Origin of the sequence: Pseudomonas sp. FIP_A4, assembly GCF_036701605.1 — a bacterium.
GTDB lineage: Bacteria > Pseudomonadota > Gammaproteobacteria > Pseudomonadales > Pseudomonadaceae > Stutzerimonas > Stutzerimonas phenolilytica.
In genome coordinates, this window is sequence record NZ_JAYDXP010000126.1 from 296,162 (window position 1) to 314,813 (window position 18,652).

The window sequence follows — 18,652 nt, forward strand, 5'->3', positions numbered from 1 at the left end:
GTCTAGTCAGCCGACGGCGTGGGGGGACTGATCGGGATCAGCGTAGGGGCTGGGACTCCGCCTCGGCCGCAGTGGTGCATTGCGCCCGCTCGGTGTGTGATGGGGGCAAAAAAAAATGCCAGTCAGCGGGGCTGACTGGCATCGGATCGGTCGGCGGCGAACTGATTCTTCGCCGCGGCGGATCAGAACAGCACGCGGCTGCGGATGGTGCCGTTGACCTGCTGCAGCTTCTCCAGCGCGAGGTCGGAGTATTCCTTGTCGACGTCGATCACCACGTAGCCGACCTTCTCGTTGGTCTGCAGGAACTGGCCGGCGATGTTGATGCCGTTGTCGGCAAAGACCTTGTTGATCTCGCTCATCACGCCCGGGATGTTCTGGTGGATGTGCAGCAGGCGATGCTTGCCCGGATGCGATGGCAGCGCCACTTCGGGGAAGTTGACCGAGGAGACGGAGGTGCCGTTGTCGCTGTAGCGCACCAGCTTCTCGGCTACTTCCAGGCCGATATTGGCCTGCGCCTCGGCGGTGGAGCCGCCGATGTGCGGAGTCAGGATCACGCGATCCAGACCGCGCAGCGGGCTGACGAACTCTTCATCGTTGGACTTGGGTTCGACCGGGAACACGTCGATGGCGGCGCCGATCAGGTGTTCGTCCTTGATCGCGGCGGCCAGGTGGTCGAGCTCGACCACAGTGCCGCGGGCAGCGTTGATCAGGATGCCGCCCTTCTTCATGGCGCGGATTTCCTTCTCGCCGATCATCCACTGGGTGGACGGCAGCTCCGGCACGTGCAGCGAGACGATGTCGCACATGCCCAGCAAGTCGTACAGCGAGCCGATCTGCGTGGCGTTGCCCAGCGGCAGCTTGGCGACCACGTCATAGAAGAACACTTGCATGCCCAGCGCTTCGGCCAACACCGACAGCTGGGTACCGATGGAGCCGTAGCCGATGATGCCCAGCTTCTTGCCGCGGATCTCGAAGGAGTTGGCCGCCGACTTGATCCAGCCGCCGCGGTGGCACGCGGCGTTCTTCTCCGGGATGCCGCGCAGCAGCAGGATGGCTTCGGCCAGCACCAGTTCGGCCACCGAGCGGGTGTTGGAGTAGGGCGCATTGAACACCGCGATGCCGCGTTCGCGAGCGGCGTTGAGGTCGACCTGGTTGGTGCCGATGCAGAAGCAGCCGACGGCGATCAGCTTCTTGGCAGCATCGAAGATTTCCTCGGTTAGCTGGGTGCGCGAGCGGATGCCGATGAAATGTGCGTCGGCGATCTTTTCCTTCAGCTCGTCGCCGGTCAGCGCGGTCTTGAGGTATTCGATGTTCGAGTAACCGGCGGCCTTCAAGGTGTCGAGGGCGTTCTGATGGACACCTTCGAGAAGAAGGAACTTGATCTTGCTCTTGTCGAGTGAAGTCTGGCTCATCTGCATTAAAACCTTTAAGGCCGGAGGTGAAGACAAGTGTCCAGCGAAGGCTGGCCGCACCGGCTGCACGCGGTGTGGGAAGTCTGCCGAGGCACGTTTCGAAGGGGTGCGTATGCTAGCATACGCACCCTCTGAATCACCCATTTCCGAGCTGAAGCGTACTCAGGGTGACCATGAATCATATGAGTGTTCCCGCGATGACCGACTCCTCCCTGATCGCTGAATTGCAAACCCTGGTAGAGCCCGGCAAGGTGCTGACCGACGTCGATTCGCTGAACGCCTACGGCAAGGACTGGACCAAGCATTTCGCGCCGGCGCCGTCGGCCATCGTGTTCCCCAAGAGCATCGAACAGGTGCAGGCCATCGTGCGCTGGGCCAACACCCGCAAGGTCGCGCTGGTGCCATCGGGCGGGCGCACCGGGCTTTCGGCCGCCGCCGTGGCGGCCAATGGCGAGGTGGTGGTGTCCTTCGACTACATGAACCAGATTCTCGAATTCAACGAGATGGATCGCACCGCCATCTGCCAGCCCGGGGTGATCACCGCCCAGCTGCAGCAATTCGCCGAGGACAAGGGCCTGTACTACCCGGTGGACTTCGCGTCGGCCGGCTCCAGCCAGATCGGCGGCAACATCGGCACCAACGCCGGCGGAATCAAGGTGATCCGCTACGGCATGACGCGCAACTGGGTCGCCGGGCTCAAGGTCGTGACCGGCAAGGGCGATCTGCTGGAGCTGAACAAGGACCTGGTCAAGAACGCCACCGGCTACGACCTGCGTCAGCTGTTCATCGGCGCCGAGGGCACCCTCGGCTTCGTCGTCGAGGCGACCATGCGCCTGGAGCGTCAGCCGACCAACCTTACGGCGCTGGTGCTGGGTACCCCTGACTTCGACTCGATCATGCCGGTGCTGCACGCGTTCCAGGACAAGCTGGACCTGACCGCCTTCGAGTTCTTTTCCGACAAGTGCCTGGACAAGATCCTCGCCCGCGGCGACGTGCCGGCACCATTCGAAACCCGCACACCGTTCTACGCACTCCTGGAATTCGAGGCCACCACCGAGGAACGCGCCGAGCAGGCGCTGGCGACCTTCGAACACTGCGTCAACGAAGGCTGGGTGATCGATGGGGTGATGAGCCAGAGCGAGCAACAGTTGCAGAACCTGTGGAAGTTGCGCGAGTACATCTCCGAAACCATCTCCCACTGGACACCGTACAAGAACGATATTTCGGTAACCGTGAGCCAAGTGCCGGCCTTCCTGGCCGATATCGACGCCATCGTCAGCCAGAACTACCCGGATTTCGAGGTGCTCTGGTACGGTCACATCGGCGACGGCAACCTGCACCTGAACATTCTCAAGCCCGAGGCACTGACGAAGGAGGAGTTCTTCGCCAAGTGCGCGGCGGTGAACAAGTGGGTGTTCGAGACCGTCGAGAAGTACAACGGCTCGATTTCCGCCGAGCACGGTGTCGGCATGACCAAGCGCGACTACCTGCAATACAGCCGCTCGCCGGCGGAAATCGAATACATGAAGGCGGTCAAGGCGGTGTTCGATCCGAACGGAATCATGAACCCCGGGAAAATCTTCCCGCTCTGACCCGCCGGGTGGGAAGTGACTATCGGTCCTTGCCCACCTCGATCGCTACCCCGGTGGAAGCGCTGCGCGGTTTCCACCCCGAGTTCGAGGACAACCATGAATTACCAGCACCAGTACACCGACGGTACGCCGATTCACTATCCCCTGGGCAAGGTCGTCTGCATCGGCCGCAACTACGCCGAGCATGCCAAGGAGCTGAACAACCCAGTGCCCAGCGAGCCGCTGCTGTTCATCAAGCCGGGCAGTTGCGCGGTGGCGCTGGCGGGTGGCTTCAGCATCCCGGCCGATCGCGGCACGGTGCATTACGAGGCGGAGATTGCCGTACTGATCGGCAAGCCGCTGTCGCGCAAGCCGGGCGAGGAGGAGCTGCGCGACGCGATTTCCGGCTTCGCCCCGGCGCTGGATCTGACCCTGCGTGACGTGCAGGCGAAGCTCAAGGAGAAGGGCCATCCGTGGGAGATCGCCAAGAGTTTCGATGGCGCCTGCGTGCTCGCGCCCTTCGTTCCCGCCAGTGCCGTCGACGATCTGTGCGACATCGGCATCCGCCTGAGCATCAACGGTGAAGTGCGGCAGGATGGCAACAGCAGCCAGATGCTCAACGCCATCCTACCGTTGCTGCAGCACATCGCCGGGCACTTCAGCCTGCAGCCCGGTGACGTGGTGCTGACCGGCACGCCGGCCGGCGTCGGCCCGCTGCAATCCGGTGATCAGCTGGTCTTGGAGCTGGTGGGACTGTCACGCTTCGAGAGCCGAGTGCTCTGATCCTTCGGCGAGCGAGTGCGAGGTAATCCACGTTTTCCAGCGGCGGCCGCCATGCTGTAATGCGGGCCCTTTCGCTGGAATCCTCTCCATGCTCGCCGTTCCTGCTCGCTCATCTCGCTGGCGCCTGGCCATCAAGGCCGCTCTGTTGCTGGTGTTGATCGCCGTGCTGGCTGCCGGCCACCTGTTGCACTGGGATGATCAGCTGCGGCTCTACTGGCGCGAACAGTCGGTCGGCGCCGAGCAGCGCGCTGCCAGTATCTGGTTGCCTGACTACGAGCTGGCGTTGGAAACGACCCTGCTGGGACTGGAAGAGGATGAGATATCCGGGCTGACCTGGAACCCACTGTCGGGCACGTTGTGGACCGTCACTGGGCAAAATCCACAATTGGTTGAGTTCACTCCTGGTGGGGTGGTGCTACGCCGTATACGTCTGCTCGGATTCTCCGATCCGGAGGCTGTCGAAGCGCTGGGCGACGGGCGGCTGGCGATCGTTGACGAGCGCCGCCGGCTGGTGGCGGTGGTTCGTCCCGAGCCGGGTGTCGAAAGCGTCGACCTGGACGATCTGGCGGTGCATGACCTCGGCTTTGCCGAGGCCGGCAACAAGGGCTTCGAGGGGCTGGCCTGGAACCCGCGTACGCAACGCCTGTTGCTGGCCAAGGAGCGCGACCCGCAGGGCCTGTTCGAGCTACCGTTCCCCGGGGAAGACGGCGGTGTCGGAGTGCTCGAGGCGCTGCCGCGTCAACCGCTGCTGGTGCGCGATATCTCCTCGGTGACCATCGATCCGCGCAGCGGCCATACGCTGCTGCTCTCCGACGAATCGCGGTTGCTGGTGGAGCTGGATCTGCGGGGGCGGCCGCGCAGCTTCATCAGCCTGTTCGGCGGGCTCAACGGGCTGGTGCACGGCATCGAGCAGGCCGAGGGGGTGGCGATGGACGGTGAAGGCAATATCTATGTAGTCGGCGAGCCAAATCGCTTCTACGTGTTCAGCCGCCGTCCGCGCTGAGCATGCCGTTCAGCTTGGCGTAAGCCAGAGCGTGGCACGCTGGATGACCTCAGTCTGGAAGCAAGCCGCTTATGCACGTAGCCTCGCGATCTGTTGCGTTTTCTCTCCTGGCCGCTCTGCTGGTCTCCATCTCGGTTATCACTGCCTGGCATTTTCAGCTTCCCGAGCGCGCCTGGTTCGAATTTCAGCAATGGCACTATGCAGATCAGCGCCGGGAGCGTTCGTTATGGCTGCCGGATTACCGTGCGGTCGTGCAGGCGCAGGTGATAGAGGGCGTCGAGGATGACCTCTCCGCGCTCACCTACGATCCGGATCGCAACAGTCTGATTGCGGTGACCAATGGCGATCCGCGGTTGCTGGAATTGAGTCTGGATGGGCGGCTGCTGCGCTCGGTCCGCCTGGAGGGATTTGGTGATCCCGAGGCCATCGAGTATGTGAGTCGTGGCGTCTACGTGATAAGTGACGAGCGCGAGCAGCGCCTGCTGCAGGTGGAAGTCGACGAGCAAACCTCGGCGATTGATGCGAGCGGTGCCCGGCAGCTGTCGCTCGGGATCGGCCGCAACGGCAACAAGGGTTTCGAAGGGTTGGCTTACGATGCGTCTGGTCGACGACTTTTTGTGGCCAAGGAACGTGACCCGCTGCGGATCTACGAGATTCAGGGGTTCCCGCATTCGGACCCGAACGAGCCCTATGCTGTGCACGTGCAGGATGATCCCCGGCGCGATGCCGGCCTGTTCGTGCGTGACCTTTCCAGCCTGCAATACGACGAGGCGAGCGGTCATCTGCTGGCCCTGTCGGACGAGTCGCGGCTGGTGGTCGAGCTGGATTTGGCCGGGCGGCCGCTCAGCAGTCTGCGGCTGACGGCGGGTCAGCATGGGCTCGAAGCAGACGTGCCGCAGGCCGAAGGCATCGCCATGTCGGCCGACGGCACGTTGTACCTGGTCAGCGAACCGAACCTGTTCTACGTGTTTCGCAAGTAGCCTTTGCGGATCACGCGACCGGTGCGGCGCTTTCATCTTGCAGCGCCGCGTCCGGCGCGTGGTTGCGCACCGATTCGCAGCCGTGTTCGGCGCTGCTCAGGCTGGTATACATCTGGCTCTGGCCGATGATCTGCCCGTTGGTGGCCTTGAGCACGAAGTAATGTTTGCCGCTGCTCGACTCTTTGATCTCGAACGCGCCTTCGCGGGTGGCGTTCTTGCGTACCGAATCGATGCCGTTGACGGCCGAAGCGTGAGCTTTGTATTGCTCGCTGGTGAGAATGACCTGGCCGTTGCTGGCCAGCAGGTTGAAATGGAACTGACCGTTGGCGGTTTTCTTCAACTGGAACTTGCCGGGCATGGCGACACCTCCTGTGGCGAGCTGCGCCGGTTGCGGGCGCAGTATCCACAAGCGTAGCCGCAGTCGAGCGAAACTGCCGCTTCGCTTCAGCGCGTCAGCGTCTGTACGCCGCTGGCGGTGCCGAGCAGCAGCAGATCGGCCGGGCGCATCGCAAACAGTCCGTTGCAGACCACGCCGACGATGTCGTTGATCTTGCCTTCGAGCTCCGGCGCAAAGCCGATCATCAGGTTGTGCACGTCGAGGATCACGTTGCCGTTATCGGTCACCACGCCGTCGCGATAGACCGGGTCGCCGCCAAGCTTCACCAGCTCGCGGGCGACATGGCTGCGTGCCATCGGAATGACCTCTACTGGTAGCGGGAAGGTGCCGAGCTGTTCGACCAGCTTGCTGCCATCGGCGATGCAGATGAAGGTCTTGGCCACGGCCGCGACGATCTTCTCGCGGGTCAGCGCGGCGCCGCCGCCCTTGATCAGCTCGAGGTGCTTGTTGGCCTCGTCGGCGCCGTCGACGTAGAACTCCAGCTCGCTGACCGAGTTCAGGTCGTAGACCGGAATGCCGTGCTGCTTCAGGCGCTCGGCGGTGGCCTCGGAGCTGGCCACCGCGCCATCGAAGAAGCCCTTGTGCTTGGCCAGCAGATCGATGAAGAAGTTGGCGGTCGAGCCGGTGCCGACGCCGACGATGCTGCGGTCGTTGAGCTTGGGCACGATGTAGTCGACAGCGGCCTGGGCGACGGCCTGCTTGAGCTGATCCTGGGTCATGGAGGGTCCGGGGCTGGATTGACGAGGAGTCGATTATAGCCCGTAGTCGGCGGCGGCTGGCCCGACGGATGCGCCGGCGCCGGGATGGCCGATTGCCGGTGGTCGCCGCGGGTGTCGCGGAGTAGACTCGCCCGATCCCTCCGTAATGCCCGCCAAGATAGCCAGAATGCTCGAACACTACGTCAAGAAGATCCTCACCTCGCGCGTCTACGACGTTGCCGTCGAAACTCCGCTGCAACCCGCCCGTCAGCTATCCGAGCGTATCGGCAACCAGATTCTGCTCAAGCGCGAGGACCTGCAGCCTGTGTTCTCCTTCAAGGTGCGCGGCGCCTATAACAAACTGGCGCAGCTGTCGCCGGAGGAGCTGGCGCGCGGCGTGGTCACTGCATCGGCTGGCAACCACGCCCAGGGCGTTGCGCTGGCGGCCAAGCAGCTGGGGATCAAGGCCACCATCGTCATGCCGCGGACCACGCCGGAGCTGAAAGTGCAGGGCGTGCGCGCCCGCGGCGGCAAGGTGGTGCTGCATGGCGATGCGTTCCCCGAGGCGCTGGCCTATTCGCTGAAGCTGGTCGAGGAGAAAGGGCTGGTCTACATCCACCCCTACGACGATCCCGACGTGATCGCCGGCCAGGGCACCGTGGCGATGGAAATTCTGCGTCAGCACCAAGGGCCGATCGACGCGATCTTCGTGCCGGTGGGCGGCGGCGGGCTGGTGGCAGGCATCGCGGCATACGTGAAATACCTGTATCCGCAGACCAAGGTGATTGGCGTCGAGCCAGACGACTCCAACTGTCTGCAGGCGGCCATGGCGGCCGGCGAGCGCGTCGTGCTCGAGCAGGTCGGGCTGTTTGCCGACGGCGTCGCGGTGGCGCAGATCGGCCAGCACACCTTCGATGTCTGCAGGCATTACGTCGACGAGGTGATCACCGTCAGCACCGACGAGATCTGCGCGGCGATCAAGGACATCTACGACGATACCCGCTCGATCACCGAGCCGGCCGGTGCTCTGGCCGTGGCCGGGATCAAGAAGTACGTCGAGCGCGACGGCGTCAGCGGTCAGGTGCTGGTAGGCATCGATTCGGGCGCCAACGTCAACTTCGACCGCCTGCGCCACGTCGCCGAGCGCGCCGAGCTGGGCGAGAAGCGCGAGGCGATCATCGCCGTCACCATTCCCGAGCAGCCGGGCAGCTTCAAGGCCTTCTGCGAGGCGATCGGCAAGCGGCAGATCACCGAATTCAACTATCGCTACCACACCAATGGCGAGGCGCACATCTTCGTCGGTGTGCAGACCCATCCGGAGAACGACCCGCGCGCGGCGCTGGTCGAGGGACTGCGCGACAAGGGCTTCCCGGTGCTCGACCTGACCGACAACGAGCTGGCCAAGCTGCATATCCGCCATATGGTCGGCGGCCATGCGGCGGGGGTGAGCGACGAGATGGTGCTGCGTTTCGAGTTCCCTGAGCGTCCCGGCGCGCTGTTCAACTTCCTCAACAAGCTGGGCGGGCGCTGGAACATCTCGATGTTCCATTACCGCAATCACGGCGCCGCCGATGGCCGTGTCGTCGCCGGTCTGCAGGTGCCGACCGAGGAGCGCCATCTGGTGCCGGCGGCACTGGAAAAAATCGGCTATCGCTACTGGGATGAAAGCGACAACCCGGCCTATCGGCTATTCCTCGGCTGATCGAGCGTCTAAGGAGAGCGCATGGACCACTATCTGCTGCTGCGAATCGTCCACGGTGCCTCGGCGGTATTGCTGATTCTCGGGATCGCCGCGCACCTGGTGTTGCTCTGGCGTAGCTGGCGTCGCGGCGATGCGGCTGTGCTGCAAGGCAAGCTGCGGCGCACGCGCCGGCTGTCGCTGCCGTTGCTGGCGTTGCTCGGTCTTTCACTGCCGGTGAGCGGCTGGTGGCTGGTGCATCTGGCCGGCTGGCCGCTGGGCCAGTTGTGGCTGCTGGTCAGCTCGCTGCTGTTCGTGCTGCTGCTGCCGCTCGGGCTGCTGCTGGCCGGGCGCCTACGGGCCTGGGCTGCGCTCGGCGAGGCGCCGGCACCCGCGCGCCTGCTGGGATTCAGCCTGACCTATGCGGGCCTGATCCTGCTGGTGCTGCTGGCGATCAGCGCGCTGATGGGCGCCAAGCCGGCCTGAACCGGCGGCATCAGCGCAGCGAGATGATCTGCCAGCCACGCTGTTCGGCGATGCTGCGCAGGGTCGGGTCCGGGTCGACCGCGACCGGATGGCTGACGCGCTCCAGCAACGGTAGATCGTTGCGCGAATCGCTGTAGAAATAGCTGCCCTCGAGCGACTGTCCACTCTCGTTGAGCCAGCGCTCGATACGCTCGACCTTGCCTTCCTGGAAGCAGGGGGTGTCGATCAGGCGTCCCGTGTAGCGGCCGTCCTGCATTTCGCACTCGGTGGCCAGCAGGGTCTGCACGCCCAGTCGTGCGGCGATCGGGCCGGTGATGAAACGGTTGGTGGCGGTGATGATGGCGACGCGGTCGCCGGCTTCCAGATGCTGACGTACCAGCGCCTCGCCCTTGGCCAGCACGATCGGCTCGATATGCTCGCGCATGAAGTCCGCGTGCCATTGCGCTAGCTGCCGCATGTCGGTGCGGCCGAGAATTTCCTGGCAGAAATTCTGATAGGCGTGCACGTCGAGCTTGCCGTCGAGGTAGTCCTGATAGAAGGCGTCATTGCGCGCACGATAGGTGTCGACGTCTACCAGGCCGCGCTGGCAGAGAAACTCCCCCCAGGCATGATCGCTGTCACCGGCCAGCAGGGTATTGTCGAGATCGAATAGAGCCAGGCGCACGGATGGATTCCTTCGCAAGATGAATGGCGGCGCCAGCATAACCAAATGTGGCGGCGGCGCCAGACCTGCTCGCGCTTGGCGGCGCCCGATGATGCGGAAACTGGCGGCGTGCCGCGCTTTCGGCTGATCGCCGTTTTGTGGAACAATGCGGCGACATGCGTTTGCGAGGTTGCTAGCCGTGATCGATTCCGATGGTTTTCGCCCGAATGTCGGCATCATCCTCACCAATGATGTCGGGCAGGTGCTGTGGGCGCGGCGGATCAACCAGGACGCCTGGCAGTTTCCGCAGGGTGGCATCAACCCGCGCGAGACGCCCGAAGAAGCGCTGTACCGCGAACTGAACGAGGAAGTCGGGCTGGAAGAGCGGGATGTGAACATCCTCGCCTGCACCCGTGGCTGGTTGCGCTATCGTCTGCCGCAGCGTCTGGTGCGCACGCACAGCCAGCCGCTGTGCATCGGCCAGAAGCAGAAGTGGTTTCTGCTGCGCCTGACCGGCGCCGAAGAACGGGTGCGGATGGATCTGACCGGCAAACCCGAATTCGATGGTTGGCGCTGGGTCAGTTACTGGTATCCGCTGGGCCAGGTCGTCACCTTCAAGCGCGAGGTCTACCGTCGCGCACTCAAAGAACTCGCACCGCGCCTACCCGTGCGGGACTGAAAAATCGGGGAGAAAGCCTCTGAGCATGCTCGGCACGCTGCGCAAGATTGTCCAGGAAGTGAACGCCGCCAAGGACCTCAAGGCGGCATTGGGCATCATCGTGCTGAGAGTCAAGGAGGCCATGGGCAGCCATGTCTGCTCGGTTTATCTGCTCGATCCGGAAACCGAACGTTTCGTGCTGATGGCCACCGAGGGCCTGAACAAGCGCGCCATCGGCAAGGTCAGCATGGCGCCTAACGAAGGTCTGGTCGGCCTGGTCGGCACCCGTGAGGAGCCGCTCAACCTCGAGCACGCCTCCGAACACCCGCGCTATCGCTATTTCGCCGAAACCGGCGAGGAGCGTTATGCCTCCTTCCTCGGTGCACCGATCATCCACCATCGACGGGTAATGGGCGTGCTGGTCATCCAGCAGAGAGAGCGCCGGCAGTTCGATGAAGGGGAGGAGGCGTTTCTCGTCACCATGAGCGCACAGCTCGCCGGTGTCATCGCCCATGCCGAGGCGACTGGCTCGATCCGCGGCCTCGGTCGCCAGGGCAAGGGTATCCAGGAAACGCGTTTCGTCGGCATTCCCGGCGCGCCGGGTGCCTGTGTCGGCACCGCGGTGGTGGTGCTGCCGCCGGCCGATCTGGACGTGGTGCCGGACAAGACCGTCGATGACATCGGTGCCGAGCTGGCGCTGTTCGAGACGGCGCTCGAGGCGGTACGCGCGGACATGCGTGCGCTGTCCGAGAAGCTCGCCAACCAGATGCGCAAGGAAGAGCGCGCGCTGTTCGACGTCTACCTGATGATGCTCGACGACTCGGCGCTGGCCGGCGAGGTGGCCAAGGTCATCCGTACCGGCCAGTGGGCGCAGGGTGCGCTGCGCCAGGTGGTGACCGAGCATGTGCGGCGTTTCGAGCTGATGGACGATGCCTACCTGCGCGAGCGCGCCTCGGACGTCAAGGACATCGGTCGCCGCCTGCTCTCCTACCTGCAGGAGGCTCGCCAGCAGACACTCACCTACCCGGACAAGACCATCCTGGTCAGCGAGGAGCTGTCGCCGGCGATGCTCGGCGAGGTACCCGAAGGCAAGCTCGCCGGCATGGTGTCGGTGCTTGGCTCGAGCAACTCGCACGTGGCGATTCTGGCGCGGGCGATGGGCATTCCCACGGTGATGGGCGCGGTCGATCTGCCCTATTCGAAGGTCGACGGCATCGAGCTGATCATCGACGGCTATCGCGGCGAGATCATCACCAACCCCGGCAAGGTGCTGCGCGAACAGTACGCGGTGCTCGCCGAGCAGGAACGCCAGCTCTCCGAAGGGCTCGACGTACTGCGCGAGTTGCCTTGCGAGACCACCGATGGTCGGCGTATCCCGCTGTGGGTCAACACCGGCCTGCTCGCCGATGTGGTGCGCGCGCAGGAGCGTGGCGCCGAGGGCGTCGGCCTGTATCGCACCGAAGTGCCCTTCATGATCAAGGAGCGCTTCCCCAGCGAAAAGGAACAGATGGCGATCTATCGCGAGCAGCTGGAGGCGTTCCATCCGCTGCCGGTCACCATGCGCAGCCTGGACATCGGCGGCGACAAGTCGCTGCCGTATTTCCCGATCAAGGAAGAGAACCCGTTCCTCGGCTGGCGTGGCATCCGCGTCACGCTGGATCACCCGGAAATCTTCCTGCTGCAGACCCGCGCGATGCTCAAGGCCAGTGTCGGGCTGAACAACCTGCGCATCCTGCTGCCGATGATTTCCGGTCTGCGCGAGCTGGAAGAGGCGCTGCACCTGATTCACCGCGCCTGGGGCGAGGTGCGCGACGAAGGCCTGGACGTGCAGATGCCGCCGGTGGGCGTGATGATCGAAGTGCCCGCGGCAGTCTACCTCACGCGCGAGCTGGCGCGTCTGGTGGACTTCATCTCGGTCGGCTCCAACGATCTGACCCAGTACCTGCTCGCCGTCGACCGCAACAATCCGCGCGTCGCCGATCTCTACGACTATCTGCATCCGGCCGTGCTCGAGGCCCTGCAGCGCGTGGTCCACGAGGCGCACGCCGAGGGGCGCCCGGTGAGTATTTGCGGTGAAATGGCCGGCGATCCGGCCGCCGCCATGCTGTTGCTGGCGATGGGCTTCGATAGCCTGTCGATGAACGCTACCAACCTGCCCAAAGTCAAGTGGCTGCTGCGTCAGGTCAGCCTGCAGACCGCCCGCGAACTGCTGGCGCGGGTAATGGTGCTCGACAGCCCGCAGGTGATCCACGCCACCGTGCAGCTGACGCTGCGCAACCTCGGTCTGAATCGCCTGATCAACCCTTCCGCCGCGGTGTGATGCGGCGCTTGGTTCAGTCGCGCGCCGGCAGGCGATAGCGCGTATCGCCGAGCAACCCATCCGGACCGAAACGCCGTTCATGGATATCCAGCGCACCGTTCTGCCAGCGCAGCAGCGCGGTACTGGCACGCGTGCCGTATTCGGCGCTGGCGATGAAGACGCTCGATAACAGGCGTTCCCATTCCAGCGGCACGCCGGTGCTCGGCAGCTCCGCATCGGGCGCCCGCTCATGGTCGTCGAGCAGTTGCAGCAGCGACTCGGTGTCGGCCAGCTCCAGTCGGGCGGCCAAGGCGGTGCGTGCTCGGCGCAACTTCGGCCAGGGCGTATCCAGATCGGCGTTGCTCAGGCCGTAGACGCCAGCTTCCAGCCGCCGCGGCGACCCGGACTGGGAATTGAAATGCCAGAGCTCCCGCGCAGTGCCAACCAGCAGGTTGAAGCCGGCATAGTCCTCGATACCTGCGCTCAGCCCGGCAAGATAATCGGCCGGCGGCAGCTCGCCGCGCAGGTAACGCTCCACCAGCTCGCCTCGGCTGCGTCGGCCCGCTGGCTGGCCGCCGATGCGGATATTGGTCAGCGCGGCGAAGCGGCCATCGGGACGAACGCCCAACCAGGTGCCGCCTGCCTGCAGATCGCGGCCGCCGATGATGGAAGGAGCATCCTCCCAGGCGGCCAGCGGCAGGCTGGGGCGGGCGTGGAACTCGTCACGGTTGGCGGCCAGCAGCAGCGGCAGTGCGTGCCCGGGGCGCCAGGCGAAAACGATCAGGCACATGAGGCACCGGAAAGAACGGGTGGATGGGCAGGCTAGACGAAAAGGCGAGGCGGCCTCAAGGCGGGTCGTCCAGACGGTCCGGTACCGCGCCAACCGAGCGATTGAGGGGCCATGCTTGCGCCTGTTCGCGGGGCGGCGCCGGCCTTCGCTGGTGAGCAACCGAAGCGCGGCGCCAGCGCTGCTTTCGAGTAAACTGCGCCCCCATGAATCGCACCCTCTATACCCTGCTGTTTCACCTCGGCCTGCCGCTGGTGATCCTCCGCCTGCTCTGGCGCGCGTGGCGGGCGCCGGCCTATGCGCGGCGCATCGGCGAGCGCTTCGCCATCGGTCTGCCGCCGCTCGAGCCTGGCGGCATCTGGCTGCATGCGGTGTCGGTGGGCGAGAGCATTGCTGCGGCGCCACTGATCCGCGAGCTGATGGCGCGCCATCCCGACCTGCCGATCACCGTCACCTGCATGACACCAACCGGCTCCGAGCGAATCCGCGCCTTGTTCGGTGACCGCGTGCAGCACTGCTATCTGCCCTACGACCTGCCCTGGGCGGCGGCACGCTTTCTCGAGCGTGCCCGGCCACGGCTGGCGGTGGTGATGGAAACCGAGCTGTGGCCCAACCATATCCATCAATGCGCGCGGCGCGGCATTCCGGTGGCATTGGCCAATGCGCGGCTGTCCGAACGCTCGGCTCGCGGTTACGCCCGTTTCGCCCGCTTGACGGCACCGATGCTGGGCGAGCTGAGTCTGATCGCCGTGCAGACGGCTGCCGAGGCGGAGCGCTTTCTCGCGCTGGGCGCGCGCAGCGAGTGTGTCGAGATCACCGGCTCGATCAAGTTCGATCTGACCATCGATCCGGCGCTATTGGCGCGCGCGAGCGAGCTGCGCACGCAGTGGGATGCGGTGCAGCGGCCGGTGTGGATCGCGGCGAGCACCCATGCCGGTGAAGACGAGATCGTCCTGGCGGCGCATCGGCGGCTGCTGGAGCGGCATCCGCAGGCGCTGCTGATCCTGGTGCCGCGCCATCCGGAACGCTTTGCGGCGATGGCCGAGCTGTGCCGTCAGCAGGGTTTCGCCACAGTCCGACGCTCGCAGGGCGAGGACGTTACCGCGCATACGCAGGTGCTGCTCGGCGATACCATGGGCGAGCTGCTGTTTCTCTACGCGCTGGCGGACGTTGCCTTCGTCGGCGGTAGCCTGGTGCCCAACGGCGGACACAACCTGCTGGAACCGGCGGCGCTGGGCAAACCCGTGCTCAGTGGCCCGCACCTGTTCAATTTCCTCGAGATATCGGCTCAGTTGCGTGCGGCTGGTGCGCTGCTGGAAGTGGCCGACGCCGTCGAGCTGACCGATAGCGTCGACCGGCTGTGGCGCGAGCCGGTCAGCGCCGAGCGCATGCGCGCGGCTGGGCTGACGGTGCTCAAAGCCAATCAGGGCGCGCTGCAGCGCTTGCTGGCCGCCTTGGCGCGCCTGCTCGCCGACCGCGCGGAGCCTCCGCCGAGGTAATTCGCGTCCGGCGCGCTGTCCGCCGCCCGCGGTCGCCGTTGTGTCAGTCGATGCGTACGGGCTGGCCGATGGTCTGCGGCAGGTCCGTCGGCAGGAAGTCGCTGTCCGGGTCGTAGTCGGGCTTGAGGTAGGCGGCCAGCTGCTGCAGGTCGTCCGGGTTCAGCGTACCGGCGGCCTGTTTCAGACGCAGATTGTCGAGAATGTAGTCGTAGCGGGCGTTGTTGTAATCGCGCACGGCGGCGTACAGCCGGCGCTGGGTGTCGAGCACGTCGACGATGTTGCGCGTGCCCACCTGATAGCCGATTTCCGTGGCTTCCAGTGCGCTCTGGTTGGAGATGATCGACTGCCGGCGCGCCTGCACCTGCTCGATGTCGGTGTTCACCGCACGATGCAGGTTGCGCGTGGCTTCGACAACCTGGCGCCGAAGGCTCTCGCGCTGCTGTTCGCTCTGGCTGAGCAGGTGGAAGGCTTCGCGGCTCTGCGAACGCGTCAGGCCGCCGCTGTACAGTGGGATGTTCAGTTGCAGGCCGATGCTGCGCTGCTCGGCATCGCCGGTGTAGCGCGGGTAGTTCGGCAGCGCATCGCTCATGCCGCTGTTGGAGAAACCCAGCGCGTCGTTGTCGCCCTTGCGGTATGACGCCACCGCATCGAGCGTCGGCGCGTGGCCGGCGCGGCGCTGGCGCAGGGTTTCTTCGGCGGCGGTCACGGCATAGTTCACCGCCAGCAGATTGAGGTTCTGCCGGCTGGCGGTATCGACCCAGGCGCCGGCGTCGTTCGGTGTCGGCGCCAGTACCGGCAGGCTGTGGCGGATGCCTTCGAGCGCGAGGTACTCGCGGTTGGTCAGGGTGAACAGTGCCTGGAACGCATCGTCGACCTGTCGCTGGGCAATCAGGCGATTGGCGCGTGCGGTATCGAAACCGGCCTGGGCCTCGAGTACGTCGGTACGATCGGACAGGCCGACCTCGAAGCGTTCGTTGGCCTGGTCCAGCTGCCGCTTGAACGCCGCTTCCTCGGCCTTCAATGCGGCGAGGTTGTCCTGCGCGCGCAGCACGGCGAAGTAGGCTTGCGCGCTCTGCAGGATCAGGTCCTGTTCGGCGATGGAGTATTCCAGCGCCGCCTGCTCGCTGATGGCCTCGGCGGCTTTGAGTTGGAACCAGCGATCGGCGCGGAACAGCGGCTGGCTCAGCGTTGCCTGGTAGGCGGTGCCGCTGCGCGACAGCGAGCGCGAGCCCAGATGAGTGTCGACATCCGTTTCAGTGTCGCTCAGTTCGGCGCCGGCGCTGAGATTGGGCAGCAACCCGGCACGTGCCTGCGGCACCACCTCCTGGCGCGCGCGGAACTGCGCACGGGCGGCCGCGAGGTCGGCGTTGTTGTCGACCGCATGCTGGTAGACGCTGACCAGATCGGTACGGCTGGCGAGCGGGGTTTCGGCCAAGGCCGTCCCGGCGAAGATGGCTGCCACGGCGATGGCCAGGGGAAGTCTGTGCAGCATCTCGGCTCATCCTGAATTGAAGTGATGGGCAAGGCTAAGCGGCGGGCCAGGGAGGGTCAAGGCGCAGCGATTGCACGGCGTGCGGCGGGGAAAAATGACCGAACGGTCGGCTTGCGGCAGCACCGGCGTGGTTTTTCCCGCGGCTCTTGATTAGACTCGACGGCGTTCTTGTCGGGGTGCCTTGATGCGAAGGCTGAGATCGGAAAGTTCCGGATCCCGTTGAACCTGATCAGGTTAAGGCCTGCGTAGGGAACAAGATGTACTCGCCAGTTGCCGGCGAGGCTCTCGGCGCCAGTTCCGGCGCACCCCGATGCCCTTGACCCGCCGTGTTGCTCAGGTTCGCTCCGACATTTCCCGTGGAGAAGCCCATGAGCGTGCAAAGCAACAAGAATCTGAGCGAAAGCGCCCAGGTCGATCAGCAATCCATCCAGCCGTTCCCGCGTTCGCAGAAGGTCTACGTGCAGGGTTCGCGCCCGGATATCCGTGTGCCGATGCGCGAGATCAGCCTGGACGTCACTCCGACCGCCTTCGGTGGCGAGATCAACGCGCCGGTCACCGTCTACGACACCTCCGGCCCCTACACCGATCCGAACGTGACCATCGACGTGCGCAAGGGCCTGGCCGACGTGCGCAGCGCCTGGATCGAGGAGCGCGGCGACACCGAGAGGCTGCCGGGGCTGTCCTCCGAATTCGGCCAGCGTCGCCTGGACGACGCCGAACTGACAGCCATGCGCTTCGCTCACGTGCGCAACCCGCGCCGCGCCAAGGTCGGGCACAACGTCACCCAGATGCACTACGCCAAGCAGGGCATCATCACGCCCGAGATGGAATACGTCGCCATCCGCGAGAACATGAAGCTGGCCGAAGCGCGCGAGGCGGGCCTGCTCAAGGAACAGCACGCCGGCCAGAGCTTCGGCGCCAGCATTCCGAAGGAAATCACCGCGGAATTCGTCCGCAGCGAAGTCGCCCGCGGCCGCGCGATCATCCCGGCCAACATCAACCACACCGAGCTGGAGCCGATGATCATCGGCCGCAACTTCCTGGTGAAGATCAACGGCAACATCGGCAACTCGGCGCTGGGTTCCTCCATCGAGGAAGAAGTCGCCAAGCTGACCTGGGGCATCCGCTGGGGCTCGGACACGGTCATGGACCTGTCCACCGGCAAGCACATCCACGAGACCCGTGAGTGGATCATTCGTAACTCGCCGGTGCCGATCGGCACGGTGCCGATCTACCAGGCGCTGGAAAAGGTTGGCGGCATCGCCGAGGACCTGACCTGGGAGCTGTTCCGCGACACCCTGATCGAACAGGCCGAACAGGGCGTGGACTACTTCACCATCCACGCCGGCGTGCTGCTGCGCTACGTGCCACTGACCGCCAAGCGCGTTACCGGCATCGTCAGTCGCGGTGGCTCGATCATGGCCAAGTGGTGTCTGGCGCATCACAAGGAGAATTTCCTCTACACGAACTTCGAGGAAATCTGCGAAATCATGAAGGCCTACGACGTCAGCTTCTCGCTGGGCGACGGCCTGCGTCCGGGCTCGATTGCCGACGCCAACGACGCCGCGCAGTTCGGTGAGCTGGAAACGCTCGGCGAGCTGACCAAGATCGCCTGGAAGCACGACGTGCAGTGCATGATCGAAGGTCCGGGCCACGTACCGATGCACATGATCAAGGAGAACATGGACAAGCAGCTGGAGTGCTGTGACGAGGCGCCGTTCTACACCCTCGGGCCGCTGACCACCGATATCGCTCCGGGCTACGACCACATCACCAGTGGCATCGGCGCGGCGATGATCGGCTGGTTCGGCTGCGCGATGCTCTGCTACGTCACCCCGAAGGAACATCTGGGTCTGCCGAACAAGGATGACGTGAAGACCGGCATCATCACCTACAAGATCGCCGCGCACGCCGCGGACCTCGCCAAGGGCCACCCGGGCGCGCAGATCCGCGACAACGCCTTGAGCAAGGCGCGCTTCGAGTTCCGCTGGGAAGACCAGTTCAACCTCGGCCTGGACCCGGACACCGCGCGCAGTTTCCACGACGAGACGCTGCCCAAGGATTCGGCCAAGGTCGCGCACTTCTGCTCGATGTGCGGGCCGAAGTTCTGCTCGATGAAGATCACCCAGGAGGTGCGCGAGTACGCTGCCGAGAACGGCCTGACCGACGAGCAGAAGGCCATCGAGGCAGGCTTCGCCGAGCAGGCCGAGCGCTTCAGGGACGAAGGGTCGGTGATCTACCGCCAGGTGTGATCCGGCGGTGACGA

The 18,652-nt window shown here is 64.9% G+C and carries 16 protein-coding genes and 1 riboswitch; of the genes, 10 read left to right on the forward strand and 6 right to left on the reverse strand.

Going from position 1 to position 18,652, the window contains the following annotated elements:
* Positions 1-182: 182 nt before the first annotated feature.
* Positions 183-1,412, reverse strand: coding sequence for a phosphoglycerate dehydrogenase (gene serA / locus U8L64_RS14575; RefSeq protein ID WP_054094495.1), 1,230 nt, complete (start codon positions 1,410-1,412; stop codon positions 183-185).
* A gap of 197 nt (positions 1,413-1,609) precedes the next feature.
* On the opposite strand from serA, the gene U8L64_RS14580 reads away from it, so the two are divergent.
* The 4 genes from U8L64_RS14580 to U8L64_RS14595 all read left to right on the forward strand — a co-directional run bounded on the left by U8L64_RS14580 (position 1,610) and on the right by U8L64_RS14595 (position 5,749).
* Positions 1,610-3,004 (forward strand): FAD-binding oxidoreductase, encoded by a 1,395-nt coding sequence (locus tag U8L64_RS14580; protein WP_043297842.1) that lies wholly within the window; start codon positions 1,610-1,612, stop codon positions 3,002-3,004.
* A gap of 96 nt (positions 3,005-3,100) precedes the next feature.
* Complete coding sequence (locus U8L64_RS14585; RefSeq protein ID WP_054094400.1) at positions 3,101-3,766, forward strand: fumarylacetoacetate hydrolase family protein; 666 nt, start codon at positions 3,101-3,103, stop codon at positions 3,764-3,766.
* An 88-nt stretch (positions 3,767-3,854) separates the two neighbouring features.
* A complete protein-coding gene (locus U8L64_RS14590; RefSeq protein WP_333398131.1) occupies positions 3,855-4,769 on the forward strand; it encodes an SdiA-regulated domain-containing protein in 915 nt (304 codons plus the stop codon).
* Between the two features lie 71 nt (positions 4,770-4,840).
* Complete coding sequence (locus tag U8L64_RS14595) at positions 4,841-5,749, forward strand: SdiA-regulated domain-containing protein (RefSeq protein ID WP_333398132.1); 909 nt, start codon at positions 4,841-4,843, stop codon at positions 5,747-5,749.
* A 10-nt stretch (positions 5,750-5,759) separates the two neighbouring features.
* Here U8L64_RS14595 and U8L64_RS14600 read toward each other — a convergent pair whose 3' ends face one another.
* The gene (locus U8L64_RS14600; RefSeq protein ID WP_237263844.1) at positions 5,760-6,107 is read right to left on the reverse strand and encodes a YegP family protein; all 348 of its coding nucleotides are present in this window, start codon (positions 6,105-6,107) and stop codon (positions 5,760-5,762) included.
* 86 nt (positions 6,108-6,193) lie between these two features.
* Positions 6,194-6,865 (reverse strand): ribose-5-phosphate isomerase RpiA, encoded by a 672-nt coding sequence (gene rpiA, locus U8L64_RS14605; protein ID WP_102829054.1) that lies wholly within the window; start codon positions 6,863-6,865, stop codon positions 6,194-6,196.
* Between the two features lie 145 nt (positions 6,866-7,010).
* Between rpiA and ilvA the strand changes: the two genes are divergently transcribed.
* Both ilvA and U8L64_RS14615 read left to right on the forward strand, forming a co-directional pair.
* Positions 7,011-8,546: a threonine ammonia-lyase, biosynthetic gene (ilvA, locus tag U8L64_RS14610; protein ID WP_333398133.1), complete on the forward strand. Its 1,536-nt coding sequence runs from the start codon at positions 7,011-7,013 to the stop codon at positions 8,544-8,546.
* A 21-nt stretch (positions 8,547-8,567) separates the two neighbouring features.
* Complete coding sequence (locus U8L64_RS14615; RefSeq protein WP_273526834.1) at positions 8,568-9,008, forward strand: DUF2269 family protein; 441 nt, start codon at positions 8,568-8,570, stop codon at positions 9,006-9,008.
* Between the two features lie 10 nt (positions 9,009-9,018).
* Here the strand turns inward: U8L64_RS14615 and U8L64_RS14620 are convergent, their stop codons facing one another.
* On the reverse strand, positions 9,019-9,672 hold the full coding sequence (locus U8L64_RS14620; RefSeq protein WP_178091670.1) for an HAD family hydrolase: 654 nt from the start codon (positions 9,670-9,672) through the stop codon (positions 9,019-9,021).
* A gap of 178 nt (positions 9,673-9,850) precedes the next feature.
* Here U8L64_RS14620 and U8L64_RS14625 point away from each other — a divergent pair, with 178 nt between their 5' ends.
* Entirely contained in the window at positions 9,851-10,330 is a 480-nt protein-coding gene (locus U8L64_RS14625) for an RNA pyrophosphohydrolase (protein WP_003286151.1), read from the forward strand.
* Between the two features lie 25 nt (positions 10,331-10,355).
* The gene (gene ptsP, locus U8L64_RS14630) at positions 10,356-12,629 is read left to right on the forward strand and encodes a phosphoenolpyruvate--protein phosphotransferase (protein ID WP_008568429.1); all 2,274 of its coding nucleotides are present in this window, start codon (positions 10,356-10,358) and stop codon (positions 12,627-12,629) included.
* Positions 12,630-12,642: 13 nt separating this feature from the next.
* On the opposite strand, the gene U8L64_RS14635 is transcribed toward ptsP, so the two are convergent.
* A complete protein-coding gene (locus tag U8L64_RS14635) occupies positions 12,643-13,398 on the reverse strand; it encodes an NRDE family protein (protein WP_333398134.1) in 756 nt (251 codons plus the stop codon).
* A 203-nt stretch (positions 13,399-13,601) separates the two neighbouring features.
* Between U8L64_RS14635 and waaA the strand changes: the two genes are divergently transcribed.
* On the forward strand, positions 13,602-14,894 hold the full coding sequence (waaA, locus tag U8L64_RS14640; protein WP_333398135.1) for a lipid IV(A) 3-deoxy-D-manno-octulosonic acid transferase: 1,293 nt from the start codon (positions 13,602-13,604) through the stop codon (positions 14,892-14,894).
* Between the two features lie 43 nt (positions 14,895-14,937).
* Here the strand turns inward: waaA and U8L64_RS14645 are convergent, their stop codons facing one another.
* Positions 14,938-16,386 (reverse strand): TolC family outer membrane protein, encoded by a 1,449-nt coding sequence (locus U8L64_RS14645; RefSeq protein ID WP_043297853.1) that lies wholly within the window; start codon positions 16,384-16,386, stop codon positions 14,938-14,940.
* 162 nt (positions 16,387-16,548) lie between these two features.
* Positions 16,549-16,655, forward strand: a riboswitch (TPP riboswitch).
* Positions 16,656-16,754: 99 nt separating this feature from the next.
* Here U8L64_RS14645 and thiC point away from each other — a divergent pair.
* Positions 16,755-18,638 (forward strand): phosphomethylpyrimidine synthase ThiC, encoded by a 1,884-nt coding sequence (thiC, locus tag U8L64_RS14650; RefSeq protein WP_043297854.1) that lies wholly within the window; start codon positions 16,755-16,757, stop codon positions 18,636-18,638.
* The last annotated feature ends 14 nt before the right edge of the window (positions 18,639-18,652 follow it).

What these genes read in the sequence shown, in the direction of transcription:
- ptsP (WP_008568429.1), top strand. Translation starts at nt 10,356, where the DNA reads ATGCTCGGCACGCTGCGCAAGATTGTCCAGGAAGTGAACGCCGCCAAG.
- ilvA (WP_333398133.1), top strand. Translation starts at nt 7,011, where the DNA reads ATGCCCGCCAAGATAGCCAGAATGCTCGAACACTACGTCAAGAAGATC.
- U8L64_RS14615 (WP_273526834.1), top strand. Translation starts at nt 8,568, where the DNA reads ATGGACCACTATCTGCTGCTGCGAATCGTCCACGGTGCCTCGGCGGTA.
- U8L64_RS14635 (WP_333398134.1), bottom strand. Translation starts at nt 13,398, where the DNA reads ATGTGCCTGATCGTTTTCGCCTGGCGCCCCGGGCACGCACTGCCGCTG.
- U8L64_RS14590 (WP_333398131.1), top strand. Translation starts at nt 3,855, where the DNA reads ATGCTCGCCGTTCCTGCTCGCTCATCTCGCTGGCGCCTGGCCATCAAG.
- waaA (WP_333398135.1), top strand. Translation starts at nt 13,602, where the DNA reads ATGAATCGCACCCTCTATACCCTGCTGTTTCACCTCGGCCTGCCGCTG.
- U8L64_RS14585 (WP_054094400.1), top strand. Translation starts at nt 3,101, where the DNA reads ATGAATTACCAGCACCAGTACACCGACGGTACGCCGATTCACTATCCC.
- thiC (WP_043297854.1), top strand. Translation starts at nt 16,755, where the DNA reads ATGAGCGTGCAAAGCAACAAGAATCTGAGCGAAAGCGCCCAGGTCGAT.
- serA (WP_054094495.1), bottom strand. Translation starts at nt 1,412, where the DNA reads ATGAGCCAGACTTCACTCGACAAGAGCAAGATCAAGTTCCTTCTTCTC.
- U8L64_RS14600 (WP_237263844.1), bottom strand. Translation starts at nt 6,107, where the DNA reads ATGCCCGGCAAGTTCCAGTTGAAGAAAACCGCCAACGGTCAGTTCCAT.
- rpiA (WP_102829054.1), bottom strand. Translation starts at nt 6,865, where the DNA reads ATGACCCAGGATCAGCTCAAGCAGGCCGTCGCCCAGGCCGCTGTCGAC.
- U8L64_RS14645 (WP_043297853.1), bottom strand. Translation starts at nt 16,386, where the DNA reads ATGCTGCACAGACTTCCCCTGGCCATCGCCGTGGCAGCCATCTTCGCC.
- U8L64_RS14580 (WP_043297842.1), top strand. Translation starts at nt 1,610, where the DNA reads ATGACCGACTCCTCCCTGATCGCTGAATTGCAAACCCTGGTAGAGCCC.
- U8L64_RS14595 (WP_333398132.1), top strand. Translation starts at nt 4,841, where the DNA reads ATGCACGTAGCCTCGCGATCTGTTGCGTTTTCTCTCCTGGCCGCTCTG.